Consider the following 12,921-nt stretch of genomic DNA (forward strand, 5'->3'; position numbering starts at 1 on the left):
TAAACCTGACTCCGGCGGCGAGTCCGCCCAGTCTCGCAAGCATGGCTGAAAATCCCCCGCCTCCCCCCCACCCTGCGTTGGGTCAGGTCGCCATCACGGTCAGTGATGTGACGGCCGCGAAGACGTTTTATCGCGATGTGATTGGGTTGAAGTTCCTCTTCGATGCCGGGCCTAATCTGGCGTTTCTTCAGACGGGCGACGTGCGGATCATGTTGTCGACGCCGCAGGGGCATGGAGAACCGGGCAAGAACTCCACGCTCTACTTCAAGGTGACGGACATCGTGACGACGCACGCCGCGATTGTGGCCCGCGGGGCGGCGGATGAGCGGGCACCGGCCTTGACGGCACCGATGCCGGATCATGATTTATGGATGGGATTTGTGCGTGATCCCGATGGCAATCTCGTGGGCCTCATGGAGGAAGTGCGTCCCCCGGTCGGTCGATGAAGAGCATCATTGCAACGATCGTGATCATTGCCGCCGTGGTGGGCGGATTGTGGTGGTTCACCGACCAGCAAAACCAGCGGGCGCAGGCCGAGGCGGAAGTCGCCCGCCTGGCGGCGATCGAGAATACGCGGGCGGAGCGCCTGGCTTTGTTTGGCGAGGCGGCGCTGGCGGAGGGTATCGAGTGGTCCGACACGGGCATGGGCATGCTGCGAATCGAAGAAGGCACAGGGTCGCGACCCTATCCGGGTGCGTATGTGAAATTCAACTACGTCGTGCGGTTGAAGGACGGCGTCGAAGTGCAGCGCACGGAAAAGCCGACCGAGGCTCGGATCGGCCAGATGGTGCCAGGGATGTCATCGGGACTGCAGCAGATGAAAACCGGGGGGCGCGCGGTGTTGTTCATTCCCCCCAAGCTGGGTTACGGCGGTTCGGCCTATGGTCCGATTCCGGCGAACGCGGGGTTGATCTTCGAGGTCGAACTTTTACCCAATTAGGGCCGACGATGGCGGCGGTTTCGCAGGATCAGCATGAAACCGCCCGTCATCATGAGCGCCCAGGTGGAGGGCTCGGGAATGGGTTGGAAATCGGAGAGCGTGACCGACAATGGATGGTAGGTGACCGCGTAGGAGCCGAGTCCGTCGAAGGACGTGAGCCGGGTGCCGATCGGCAGGTTGTCGAAAGTGCCGGTGAGGCCGGTGGTGGCGGTGAACAGCGTGAAGGTGTCGGTCGCCAGAATCGTGTCCTGAAAGCTGTTGGTGAAGCGCACCTGCAAATCGCCGCTGAGCGCCAGCGTATCTGCCAACACATTACCGTAGTCGGTGGTGGCGTTGGTGCCGCCGATCTCGATGCGAATGGTGGTGTCGCTGTTGAGGGTGAGAATGGAGTCGAAGTTCAGCGTGCCTTCGTGAGGTGAGAACGTGGCGGCGGCGAAGGTGGTGGGACCGAAGACCGATCCGTGGCCGTTGAAGGAGCCCCCGTTGATGTTGATGGTGCCAGCGGTGAAGGAGCCGCCCTCGATCTCGATTTCGCCCGTGTTTTGGGTGAAGGTGTGGCCCCCGAGGGTCAGAGAACTGTCATCGCGAACGATGAGGTTGTGGTTGTTGTTCAGCGCGTCGTTGAAAATGAGTCCGCCGCTTCCGGAGGCTTCGAGGGTGCCGCTATTGTTGAGCGGGTTGCTCAGGTCGACGGTGAGCGCGGTGGTGCTGTCGGCGGTGATGGTGCCGTGGTTGACCAGATGGAGTTGGTTGGCGCCGAGTTGACCTCCGCCGCGGATGGTTTGATCGGAGTCCACGGTCAGGGTGGTGGCGCTGTCGGCGCCGTAGATCCGCGCGGCGGTGCCGGTGAGTTGAGTCGTGCCGCCGGATCCGGTCAGCGTGGCACCGGCGGCGTCGATGACGAGGTTGGTGAAAGAGCCGCTGGAGGTGATCGCGAAGGTTCCCTGGTGGTTGATGCTGTTTTTGAGATAAACCGAAATGGTGTTGGGCACCGTGAGCAGGGAGCCGGTCGAAATGGTGACGCCGTCGAGCGTGCTGGCCGCTCCCGAAAAATTGACCGGTCCGGTCAGGGTGCCGTCATGGATGGTCGATCCGGCGAGGCTGATGTCCGACCCGGAGTCGGCGGTGAGGTTGCCGCCGGTGTTGGTGACGTTTGTGCCCAATAGGAGCAGCGTGCCGCCGGATTGCGCCCTGATGGTGCCGGTATTGGTCAGGCCGTTGCTGAGCTGTAGCTGTAGCGTTTGGCCGGATACATTGGCGGTGATGGTGTCCTGATTAACCAGATGGAGCTGATTGACGCCGAGTTGGCCGTAGCCCGCGAGGGTTTGATCCTGAACCGTGAGGGTGGTGCTCGCGGTTGAACCGAAGATACGGTCGCCGGTGGCGCTCAGCGTGATCGTGCCACCGCCGGTCAAGGTCAGGCCGCCCGGCCCGGCGACGAGATTGGTGAGACTGCCGCTGGAAAGCAGGTTGACCGTGCCCGGATTGTGCAGGGTGCCGTCGAACGTCGCGGTCGTGGCGTTTTGGATGTTGAACGTCGTTTCGCTGTCGAATGAGACGTTGGTGTAGTTGCTGTTCGACGTGTTGAAGAGACCGGCGGTGGCGGCGCTCTGGAGTTGGCCGCCGGCAATATTGACGCCGCTGAATTCCACCCGAGCGGTATCAAGGGCTTTGATGGTGCCGGTGTTGTTGCTGAAGTCGCCATCGCTGAGGACCAGGGTGGCGCCGTTGCGGGCTTGCAGGGTGCCCTGATTGGCGACGCCGGTTCCGCTGGGGTCAATCGTGAGGGCGACGGTGCTGTCGGTGGCTTCGATGGTGGCGCGGTTGTCGATTTGGAGCACGTTTACTCCGAGCTGACCCGAGCCGCTGACGGTATTGTCCAGGTTGGTCAGGGTGGTGCCGGCAGAACTGCCATAGATACGATTGGCGGAACGGGCTCCGAGTGCGATCGTGCCGCCGCCGGAGAGGGAGAGTCCGGCGGAGTCGATGACGAAATTGGTGAGGGAGCCGCTGGACTCGAGGCTCACGGTGCCGACGTTGTTGAGGGTGGAGGCGAAAGTCGCGGTGGAGGCGTTGAGAATCGTGAGGGTCGATGCGGCCGTAAGCGTGATGCCATCGAACGTGTTGGCGCCGCTGGAGCGCAGACTGCCGCCGATGGACGAATCCAACGTGCCGCCTGTCACCGCGCTGTCGGAGATGGAAAAGATGGCGCCGGTGCCGTTGGTGGACAGGGTGCCGCCGGCGTTGGCGACGATGGAACCGGAGAGACTGAGGGTCGATCCGGCGTCGGCCCGCAGGGTTCCGGTATTGGTCAAGCCGTCGGTCGAGACATCGACGACGAGGGCGGTGGCATCGTTGGCGACGACGGTGCCGTGGTTGGTGAAACCCATGAGGTTGAGGCCGAGTTGGCCGCCGCCGCTGATGGTGTTGTTATTGTTGATGAGGCGCCCACCGTTGGTGCCATAGATGCGGTTGCCGGGGTGATTTTCGAGAACCAGTGAGCCGCCGCCGGAGAGGCTGACGTTTCCGCCGTCGACGATGAGGTTGGTGAGCGAGCCGCCTGAATTGAGCGTGATCGAGCCGGTGTTCACATACGTGCCGGTGGAAGGCAGTATGAGTGTCCCGGTGTTTAGGATTTCCAGTTCGGTCGTGGCGGAGAGGTTGACGGTGCCGCCGAGCGTGGAGCTGCCGGTATTCACGCTGATCAGGGAATTCGTGGCGGTGGTGACCTGGGTATTCGATAGGGTGGCGCTGGTGAGTTCCAGTTGGGCGGAAGGGCCGAGATCGACGTTGCCGCCCTCGATGGTGGCGGAGGTGACCCCGAGGTGCGAACCTGACTGGGCGCGAATGAGGGCGCTGGTGTTGGTGAAGGTGCCGTCGGAAAGCGCGAGGGTGCCACCGTTGACGGATTGCAAGGTGCCGGTGTTGGTCAGTCCGCCGGTATCGTGAGGATCAATGGTGAGCGTGTTGCCACTGGAATTGGCTTCGATGGTCGCCTGGTTGATGATCGTAATATCGTCGGCCCCGATTGATCCGTAGCCTCGCAGGGTGTTGGTCTGATTGGTCAGCGTCGGTGTGCCGGAGCCCATGATACGGGCGGGATTTCCGGAAAAGGTGATAGTGCCCGTGCCGCTGAGCGTGGTGCCGCCGGAGCTCACGATCAAATTGGTGAAAGCGCCGGAGCTGGTGACCTCGATCGCTCCATGGTTGGTGATGTTGCCGTCGAGGGTCAGGTTGGTCGCGTTCGGGATTTTCAGAACTGAACCGCCGGGGATGGTGAGTCCGGCAAGGATGTTGCTGCCGACGTTGATGATTTGGCCGGTGCCGGAGGAGAAGAGGTTACCGCCCGAGATGGTGGCGCCACCGCCGAGATTGAGCGTGCCGTCGGTGGTGCCGATGTTGTTCGTATTGGTGAAGGTGCCATCGAGGAGGGTGAGCACTCCGCCAGCGGCGGTGTTAATCGTGCCGCTGTTCGTGAAGCCGGTGCCGTCGTCGGGGTCGATGCTCAGGGCGGTGCTGTAGAGCGCGGTGATGGTCCCGGTATTGGTGACTTGCAGGGTGTCGACGGACAATTGACCCGCGCCTTGAATCGTGCAGGCGTTGGTGAGGTGGGCACCCGCCACAGCGCTGAGAATGCGATTGGCGCTGCTGTTGCTGAGCGCGACCGTTCCTCCCGCGAGGGTTGCCCCGCCGCTGGCGATGATGAGGTTGGTTAATGAACCACTCGAGCTGAGCTCCAAGGTGCCGCTGTTGGTGAAGGTGTCGGCGAGATTGAGGCTGGAGGCGTTGAGCACGCGCAGCGTTGACCCGGATGAAAGGTTGATGCTCCCGCTGAGGGAATTCGTGCCCGTGGTTTGGATAATGCCGCTGCCGCTGGTGCCGAGGGTGCCGCCAACGATGGTGACGCCGGAGTTGAGCAGGACCGTCGCGCCATTTTGGGCCAGAATCTGACCAACGGTATTGGTAAACGTGCCGTCGGTGAGCTGGAGGTTTGCATTGGCGGCGGCTTGGAGGGTGCCGGTGTTGGTGAAGCCGCCGGTATCGTCGGGATTGACCACCAGGTTGGTGGCATAGAGAGCGGAAACGGTGCCGGAGTTTACGAGGGTCAGGCTGTCATTGCCGAGGTGACCCGCCCCCTGAATCAGCGCCTGATTGTTGAGAACATCCGAGCCGCTTACGCCCTGGATGCGGTTGGCGCTGCTGTTACTGAGGTTGATCGCTCCAGCGCCCGTTACCTGGAGGGTTCCACCGCTGACGATGAGATTCGTCAGTGAGCCGGCTGATGAAAGGCTCAGTGAAGCATTTGTGAGCAGATTCAATACGGAGCTATCAGAACTCGCATCGAAGGTGAGGCTGTTTGCGTTGGTGATCGACACCGTATCGTTGCTGCCGATTTGCAGGTCGTTGACCACAGTCGTGGCATCGACGGTGACGACGAGGCTGAAGGATCCCAGCGGATCGATGACCGCGGAGTCGGTGCCCGTGGGGAGAATGGAGCCCGCCCAGTTAATTCCCGTGTTCCACGAGCCCGAACCTATGAGCCACTCAACATCCAACGTGATTGCGCGCAGCGAAGACGTGCAGGTCACAATGAATAGTATGAGTATACGGATGGGCATGACAGATCGCCACGAACCAGCGGCGGAAGATGCAAACGCTTAGCATTGAGACGGGTGCAAGGTCAACGCCAACTGACGTCGTGGCGTAGCGTATGGTGCACGGAACGTGCCGGTTCTAACGCTTCCCGAGGTGGGCGCGAGGTGCCGGGCAGGAGCAACCGCCGGAGGTGCCGCAACCCGCGCTGGGCTTGCTTCGTTGGCGCCACCATGTCAGCGCCAAGTAGCCGGTCGCAACTGCTACAACGATAAGGGCCAAAACGGTTTGGAGATCGGAATTCATGGTTAGGAATCAATAACCCAAGGCGGTTCCGGTTTGATAAATGGCCAGGCAAAGCAGCCAGGCGAACCCGGTTTGATAGCCGATTTGAAACAAGGGCCAACGCCATGAGTTGGTTTCGCGTTTCACTACGGCGACGGTGCTCACGCATTGCATGGCAAAAACGTAAAACACCATGAGAGTGAGGCAAACCAACGGAGTGAACAGTTGGCGACCGTCGGGCCATGTGGCCTCGTGGAGAGCGGCCAACAGAGGAGCGGTGTTTTCTTCGTCCTCCTCCACGTTGAAGACCACGCTGGTCGCACTTACGAAAACCTCGCGCGCAGCGAACGAGCTGATCAGGCCAATGCCAATTTCCCAATTAAATCCCAAAGGTTTGATGACCGGCTCGATGAAATGGCCCGCTTGGCCGGCGAAGCTTTGGGCGATTTGTTCTCCCGGAGAGGCTTCCGGTCCGGCTTTGGGATAAGCAGTCAGGAACCACAGAATGATGGATATGCCCAGGATGATGGTGCCGGCTCGTTTGAGGAACAGGCCTCCGCGTTCGAGCATTTGCATGAAAACGTCCTTGATTCGCGGTAGCCGGTAGGGCGGCAGTTCCATGATCATCAGCGAGGGTTCACCTCGAAGCAGGGTCCGTTTAAAAACCCAGGCGAAACCAAATGCGCCAAACGTGCCGAGCGCATACATCAGCAACATGAGTCCGACTTTCGTCATGATCGGCACGTCTCCAGACGGAACGAGTGCGGCGATCATCAGCAAGTATACCGGCAGACGCGCGGAACAGCTCATGAACGGAGCGACGAGGATGGTGACCAAACGATCTTTGGGGTTTTCAATCGTGCGTGTCGCCATGATGCCTGGAATCGCGCAGGCATAGGAGCTTAACAAGGGGATAAATGATCGACCGTTTAGTCCCACCCGGCTCATCAGCCGATCCATGATGAAGGCGGCGCGGGCCATGTAACCCGTGCTCTCGAGCAGACCCACAAAGAAGAATAGAATCAGAATCTGGGGCAGGAAAATTACCACTCCACCCACGCCGGCAATGGCCCCATCGGTGATGAGATCGCGGAGATCCCCGGGCGGCATATGGTTCTTAACGGAGTCACTGAGGGCGGCGACCAATGAGTCGATGAGGTCCATCGGATACTCCGCCAGCGTAAAAATGCTTAAAAAGAGGGTCGTCATGATCGCGCCCAGCACCAACCAGCCCCCGATGCCATGGGTGACGACCGCATCGATGCGATCGGAGGCATTCTGGGTGACGGTCGTAGCGCTCTGTTCCGTGGCGTCGGCGGCCAATTCACCGATGATTTCATAACGCGCTCCCACCAGCATGGCGGACCAATCCGTGCCTTCATCCTCCCATCGCTTCTTCCACGTTGCGAGAATCTGAGCGGTGCGTTGACTGAGCGGTTGGGATCCTGAGACGCGAACAGGATCTTGGTCGGTGAGCAGAAGCAGCGCTTCGGCCCGGGCGATCAGAGGTGGTTTTCCGTCACTATCTTGGAGGGAGGCTTGGAGCTCAGCCACGGCTGAGGAGATGGCCGCCGGAATGTCCCAGCGATGCTTGGGCAACGGTAAATCCGGGCGACTCATCGCGAGTTTGAGCTCGATCACTCCCTGACCGCGGGAGGCTTGGGTGGCGATGACGGGAATACCGAGTTGTTTTTCGAGCCGACCGATACGGATTTTGAGACCCGAAGCCGCCGCCACATCCATCATGTTGATGACGAGAATTACGGGGCGGCCAAGGTCGAGTATTTGATGAACGAGATACAGGTTTCGTTCGAGATTGGAGGCATCGACGATGCAAACCACCCGGTCCGGCATCTGGGTGTCAGCCCGACGGCCGAGAAGAACATCGCGGGTTACCGCTTCGTCCGGCGACCGCGCAGCGAGGGAATACGCCCCCGGCAGGTCAATCACGGTCATCGGTTGCCCGTGTTGGGAATAGGCAGTGCCGATCTTACGCTCCACCGTCACACCGGGATAGTTGCCCACTTTTTGTTTAAGGCCGGTCATGGCATTAAACAGCGTCGACTTGCCACAATTAGGGTTTCCGACAAATGCGTAAACCGGGGCACGAGGAGGCGTTTTTACATGCGAAGGCAGGCTCATGGAGTCGGCCCTGTTGTGACCATCACATGATCAGCTTCTGTTTTTCGGAGCGTGAGATTGTAGCCCCGGAATTTGATTTCCAGCGGATCTCCCAGGGGCGCGGTCCGGACCAGTTTAAGCGCTGTTCCCGGCAGCAGTCCCATTTCACGCAAGCGTAAAAACGCAGCTCCAGTCTTGGGGAAACTATGAAGAGTAGCGGAGCTACCCACTGTGAGCTGAGATAATGCAATGGGTTCAACCATGAGACATGCAATCGGTTCAGAGATGGGCTCAGCCCAGGTATTTGTCCGTCTGTTTGACGAGAATCTGGCTGGCCGCGCGATGACTGAGGGCAATGCGCGTGCCGTTGACGCGGCAAATAATGGTGGTTTGTCCTGAAATTTTGGTGACAAGCGCTGATTCCCCAAAACCAAGTTCGCGCACATGTTGGCGAAACGTTCCCTCTCCGATCAGTTCGGCGACAAATCCGCTCTCTCCGGCCGGGAGTTGGCATAGCGGTATGATGTTGGCGGGTATTGTCATGGCTTAGAATCAGACAGTCGACTGAGACTCAGTTTCAATGTCAACTGGGTCCGAGTTGAACGCAGACAAAAAAAGCGCACCCGATCTGGGTGCGCTTGAAATTTTTGCGGGGAGAAGTGTCCGCGTTAGCTGGACGTGCTCACATTGCCTACCTCATCAAGGTCGGGAATGTCGGGAACTTCTGCGGGGACTTCCGGCGCCTCTTCGGGAGCTTCAGGAGCTTCCTCGACTGGAGTTTCCTCAGCCGGAGTTTCTTCAGCAGGCGCTTCTTCAGCAGGCGCTTCCTCTTCGGGAGCTTCTTCTTCGGCAGGAGCTTCTTCTTCAGCAGCCTCTTCTTCAGCGGTTTCCTCAGATTCTTCAGGTTCGGGTTCTGCCGTTTGGGTCTCAGCTTCTGCTTGAGCTGCACCTTCGCTGGCTCCTTGGTTCGCAGCTGCCGTAACGGCTTCGGGGTCCAATCCGGATTCGGCGGCACCTTCGGCGGCCCCTTGACTTGCCCCGCTGGAGGCGGCGGCGGCGGCGGCGGCAGTATCACCTCCGGTTTCTGCGGTTGCGGTGACGGCACCTCGGGAAGCACCGGAGGAAGCGGCAGCAGCAACGGATGACGAGTCGCTGCCGGTGGCGGCGGCTCCGGTCACGGCACCCCGAGTGGCTCCAGAAGAAGCGGCGGCAGCGGCAGCGGTGGTATCACCGCCCGTAGCGGCAGCTCCTCGAACAGCACCCTGGGTGGCACCGGAAGAAGCGGCGGATGCTGCGGCAGCGGTGTCGCCACCGGTTGCGGCGGCAGCACGAACAGCACCATTTGTAGCACCCGATGAAGCAGCGGAAGCCGCGGCGGCGGTATCACCACCGGAAGCGGCAGCGGCGGTCACGGCACCTTGAGTAGCACCGGAAGATGCGGCGGAGGCGGCGGCAGCGGTATCAGAACCGGAAGCGGCGGCGGCGGCTACGGCGCCTTGGGTGGCACCAGAAGAAGCAGCAGAAGCAGCGGCGGCAGTGTCACCGCCCGAAGCGGCAGCGGCGGTGACGGCACCTTGGGTAGCGCCGGAGGATGCTGCGGCGGCGGCGGCGGAAGTATCTCCTCCGGTAGCAGCGGCAGCCGCGACAGCACCTTGGGTGGCACCAGAAGAGGCGGCGGACGCAGCTGCATCCGTGTCACCGCCTGCGGCGGCGACTGTTTCAGTGACTGATTCGGTGACCGTTGCCGCAATGGCAGCAACAATGGTGGTGTCACCTCCGGCTTCGATTGCTACGTCGGATACGATTGATTGAACCGCGGCTTGAACCGCGGCTGGGTCGTTTACATTCACACCAGCGGCGGCGAGCGCTTGAGCTACAATAGTTTTAGCATTTGCGCCACCTGCTCGAATCGCTGCCCGTTGGGCAGGTGAAAGTGTAACGGTCGCGGTTTGGGCCAAGACGACGGAACTGATCAACGTGCTGATCAGAAGGCCTTTAATTAGGAGGCTAAGCTTGTTCATCGGGTATTAGGATTAAAAGTAGTAATGGTTATTCGTGTCTGCCGAAGAAGCGCAAGGAAGATGATCAAAAGAGTTTAATGCAAACTAATATCTTAAAAGCTAAGTAGGAAGTGGTTATTTCTCCCTAAAGCAGAAAACCGGCCAGAGGGACCGGTGTTCTGCGAAATATCGAATCTTCAGGCCTATCGTTTGCGTTTCTTGGCAAAAAGTTGTGCGACGGAAAACCGGACGACACTCTCCAGTCGTTCAATTTCGGCCGGATCGATCTTACTATTCTTGGCCTCTTCCAAGGCCAGTTGTGCTCGGGCGCAGGCCTTTTCCACCGCATCTTGGTCGATGGCACTTTCTTCAATGGCATGTTCCGCCAGCACTGAAACCTTATCCCCTTGGACTTGGACAAAACCGTCGCCCACGATCAGAGCCTCGACGTTGGTGCCTTTGGTTACACGCAGCTCTCCGTCTAAAACCTGCGAGAGCAGAGGCAAGTGACCGGGTAGAATTCCAATTTCGCCTTCGACCGTAGGTATAACAACATTGTCGATGGTGTCGGAATAGACCCGGGCTTCCGGGGTAACGATTTCGAGAGTCAAAGGCATGAAAAGGAGCTCCTTATTTCTTACCGGCGGCTTCGAGCACTTCGTCGATCGAGCCCTTCATGTAGAAGTCGCCTTCGGCAATGTGGTCGAGTTCGCCGTCGAGGATCATTTTGAAACCGCGGACGGTGTCTTTGACGCCGACGTATTTACCGGGAGCGCCGGTGAAGACTTCGGCGACATGGAACGGTTGCGAGAGGAAGCGCTGAATCTTACGGGCGCGGTAGACGGTCAATTTGTCGTCAGGGGACAACTCATCGAGACCGAGAATCGCAATGATGTCCTGCAGGTCCTTGTAGCGTTGCAACACGCGTTGGACCTCGCGGGCGACGGCGTAGTGCTCGTCACCGACCACCGCGGGTTCGAGTGCCTTGGACACGGAGGCGAGCGGATCGACGGCCGGGTAAATACCGAGCTCGGCAATGGCGCGTTCCAATACGATCGTGGAGTCCAAGTGAGCAAAGGTGTTGGCGGGCGCAGGATCGGTGAGATCGTCGGCCGGCACGTATACCGCCTGGAAGGACGTGATGGAGCCCTTCTTGGTGGAGGTGATACGCTCTTGGAGCAGACCCATTTCGTTGGAGAGCGTGGGCTGATAACCCACGGCCGACGGGGAACGACCCAACAGCGCGGACACTTCCGAACCGGCTTGGGAGAAACGGAAGATGTTATCGACGAAAAGCAGCACGTCCTGATTCTTCTCATCGCGGAAATACTCGGTCATCGCCAACGCTGACAGCGCCACGCGCATACGGGCACCAGGCGGTTCATTCATCTGACCGTAAACGAGGGCAACCTTGGAGTTGGCGATGTTTTCTTGGTCGATCACGCCAGCATCGGACATTTCGTGGTAGAGGTCATTACCTTCGCGGGAGCGCTCCCCCACCCCGGCAAACACGGAGTAACCACCGTGCGCCTTGGCGATGTTGTTGATGAGCTCCATGATGACGACGGTCTTGCCGACGCCGGCACCACCGAAGGCGCCCACCTTACCGCCCTTGGTGAAGGGGGCGATGAGGTCGATGACTTTGATACCGGTCTCGAGAATGTCGGCATTCGTATCCTGGTCCACCAAAGCGGGAGCCGGGCGATGAATTGGGTAGCGCTTTTCGTGCGGCACATCGCCGCGATCGTCCACCGGGGTGCCGGTGACGTCGAAGATGCGGCCGAGCACGCCTTCGCCGACGGGCACGGTGATGGGGGAACCGGTATCCACGACTTCCATACCACGCTTGAGTCCTTCGGAGGAGGACATCGCGATGGAGCGGGCGACGCCTTCGCCCAAGTGTTGTTGGACCTCGAGGGTGAGGAGTTCCTTCTTGCCATTGACCTCAAACGCCACGGTGAGGGCTTGGTAAATGGCGGGAATGCTGTTGGCGGCGAATTGGACGTCGACGACGGGGCCGATGACTTGGACGATTTTGCCGAGATTGCTCATGACGGGCGGACGGTTCGGAGTGGAGGTTGTTGAAAGGGTGGAATCAGGCGGAGAATTGGGCCGCGGCGATTTCGAGGATTTCCTGTGTGATGGCGGCCTGACGGGCTTTGTTGTATTCCAGCGTCAGGTCATCGAGGAGATTGGATGCATTGTCCTTCGCGGTCTTCATGGCGACCATGCGAGCGCTGTGCTCGGAGGCCTTGGTGGAGAGGGCGAGTTGGTAAAGGTAGCGATTGACGTAGAACGGCAGCAGGGCTTCCAGCACCGTCTGGGCGTCAGGCTCGAAGATCATCTGGCGGTCATCGGCGAGTTCTTTGGCCCGCTCTTCCGCGCCTTCGTCGGCGAGGGTTTTAACGAAATCGCGCAAGTTGTCCAAAGGGAGGATCGGACGGTGCGTGGGTTCCTGAATCAGCGTGTTCTTGAACCGGGGATAAATGACCTCGATGGTGTCGATTTCTCCTTGGAGGAAGAGTTCGATCATGTGGTCACCAATCACCTTGATCTCATGGAACGGCACTTTGTCGTGCAGGCCGAAATCAGCGATGACGTTGCGTTTGCTGCGGGCGAGGAACTGGGAGCCCTTGCGACCGACCACCACGAACTTGGCGTCATCCTTGATGTCGCTGACCAGTTTGAAGAGGTTGGCATTGAGCGGACCGCACAGTCCCTTGTCGGTAGTGACAAGGAGGATACCGCGGGTTTTGACTTCGCGGGGCTGGAGGAAGGGGTGCAGCGTGCCGTCGACCTTGGATGCCAAGGCGGCGAGCATGTCGGACATGAGGACGGCGTAGGGGCGGCCGGCAACGGCGGCGGCCTGCGCCTTCTTCATCTTCGACGCGGCGACCAACTCCATCGCCTTGGTGATTTGGCGAGTGTTTTTGACCGACTTGATGCGTCGGCGGATGTCGCGAGTGGAAGCCATCTATTTGT

General features: G+C 59.8%; 11 protein-coding genes. 2 read left to right on the forward strand and 9 right to left on the reverse strand.

Annotated elements, in window-relative coordinates; translation table 11 throughout:
- The first annotated feature begins 41 nt into the window (after nucleotides 1–41).
- Both PXH66_RS19395 and PXH66_RS19400 read left to right on the forward strand, forming a co-directional pair.
- Entirely contained in the window at nucleotides 42–446 is a 405-nt protein-coding gene (locus tag PXH66_RS19395) for a VOC family protein (protein ID WP_330930853.1), read from the forward strand.
- Nucleotides 443–940, forward strand: coding sequence for an FKBP-type peptidyl-prolyl cis-trans isomerase (locus tag PXH66_RS19400; RefSeq protein ID WP_330930852.1), 498 nt, complete (start codon nucleotides 443–445; stop codon nucleotides 938–940). The genes PXH66_RS19395 and PXH66_RS19400 overlap by 4 nt, the downstream gene beginning before the upstream one ends.
- Here PXH66_RS19400 and PXH66_RS19405 read toward each other — a convergent pair.
- From PXH66_RS19405 to atpG, 9 genes are all read right to left on the reverse strand, one after another.
- Complete coding sequence (locus PXH66_RS19405) at nucleotides 937–5,559, reverse strand: PEP-CTERM sorting domain-containing protein (protein ID WP_330930851.1); 4,623 nt, start codon at nucleotides 5,557–5,559, stop codon at nucleotides 937–939. The genes PXH66_RS19400 and PXH66_RS19405 overlap by 4 nt on opposite strands.
- A gap of 115 nt (nucleotides 5,560–5,674) precedes the next feature.
- Nucleotides 5,675–5,839: a hypothetical protein gene (locus tag PXH66_RS19410; RefSeq protein ID WP_330932121.1), complete on the reverse strand. Its 165-nt coding sequence runs from the start codon at nucleotides 5,837–5,839 to the stop codon at nucleotides 5,675–5,677.
- A 9-nt stretch (nucleotides 5,840–5,848) separates the two neighbouring features.
- Complete coding sequence (gene feoB, locus PXH66_RS19415; protein WP_345781744.1) at nucleotides 5,849–7,864, reverse strand: ferrous iron transport protein B; 2,016 nt, start codon at nucleotides 7,862–7,864, stop codon at nucleotides 5,849–5,851.
- Nucleotides 7,865–7,956: 92 nt separating this feature from the next.
- Entirely contained in the window at nucleotides 7,957–8,202 is a 246-nt protein-coding gene (locus PXH66_RS19420) for a FeoA family protein (RefSeq protein ID WP_330930849.1), read from the reverse strand.
- A 28-nt stretch (nucleotides 8,203–8,230) separates the two neighbouring features.
- The gene (locus PXH66_RS19425; protein ID WP_330930848.1) at nucleotides 8,231–8,482 is read right to left on the reverse strand and encodes a FeoA family protein; all 252 of its coding nucleotides are present in this window, start codon (nucleotides 8,480–8,482) and stop codon (nucleotides 8,231–8,233) included.
- 125 nt (nucleotides 8,483–8,607) lie between these two features.
- Nucleotides 8,608–9,960, reverse strand: coding sequence for a hypothetical protein (locus tag PXH66_RS19430; protein ID WP_330930847.1), 1,353 nt, complete (start codon nucleotides 9,958–9,960; stop codon nucleotides 8,608–8,610).
- A gap of 182 nt (nucleotides 9,961–10,142) precedes the next feature.
- Nucleotides 10,143–10,556 (reverse strand): ATP synthase F1 subunit epsilon, encoded by a 414-nt coding sequence (gene atpC / locus PXH66_RS19435; RefSeq protein ID WP_330930846.1) that lies wholly within the window; start codon nucleotides 10,554–10,556, stop codon nucleotides 10,143–10,145.
- A 13-nt stretch (nucleotides 10,557–10,569) separates the two neighbouring features.
- A complete protein-coding gene (gene atpD, locus PXH66_RS19440) occupies nucleotides 10,570–11,991 on the reverse strand; it encodes a F0F1 ATP synthase subunit beta (RefSeq protein ID WP_330930845.1) in 1,422 nt (473 codons plus the stop codon).
- A 43-nt stretch (nucleotides 11,992–12,034) separates the two neighbouring features.
- Nucleotides 12,035–12,913: an ATP synthase F1 subunit gamma gene (gene atpG / locus PXH66_RS19445; RefSeq protein ID WP_330930844.1), complete on the reverse strand. Its 879-nt coding sequence runs from the start codon at nucleotides 12,911–12,913 to the stop codon at nucleotides 12,035–12,037.
- Between the last annotated feature and the right edge of the window lie 8 nt (nucleotides 12,914–12,921).

Source organism: Synoicihabitans lomoniglobus (genome assembly GCF_029023725.1).
Classification (GTDB): Bacteria; Verrucomicrobiota; Verrucomicrobiia; order Opitutales; family Opitutaceae; genus Actomonas; species Actomonas lomonigloba.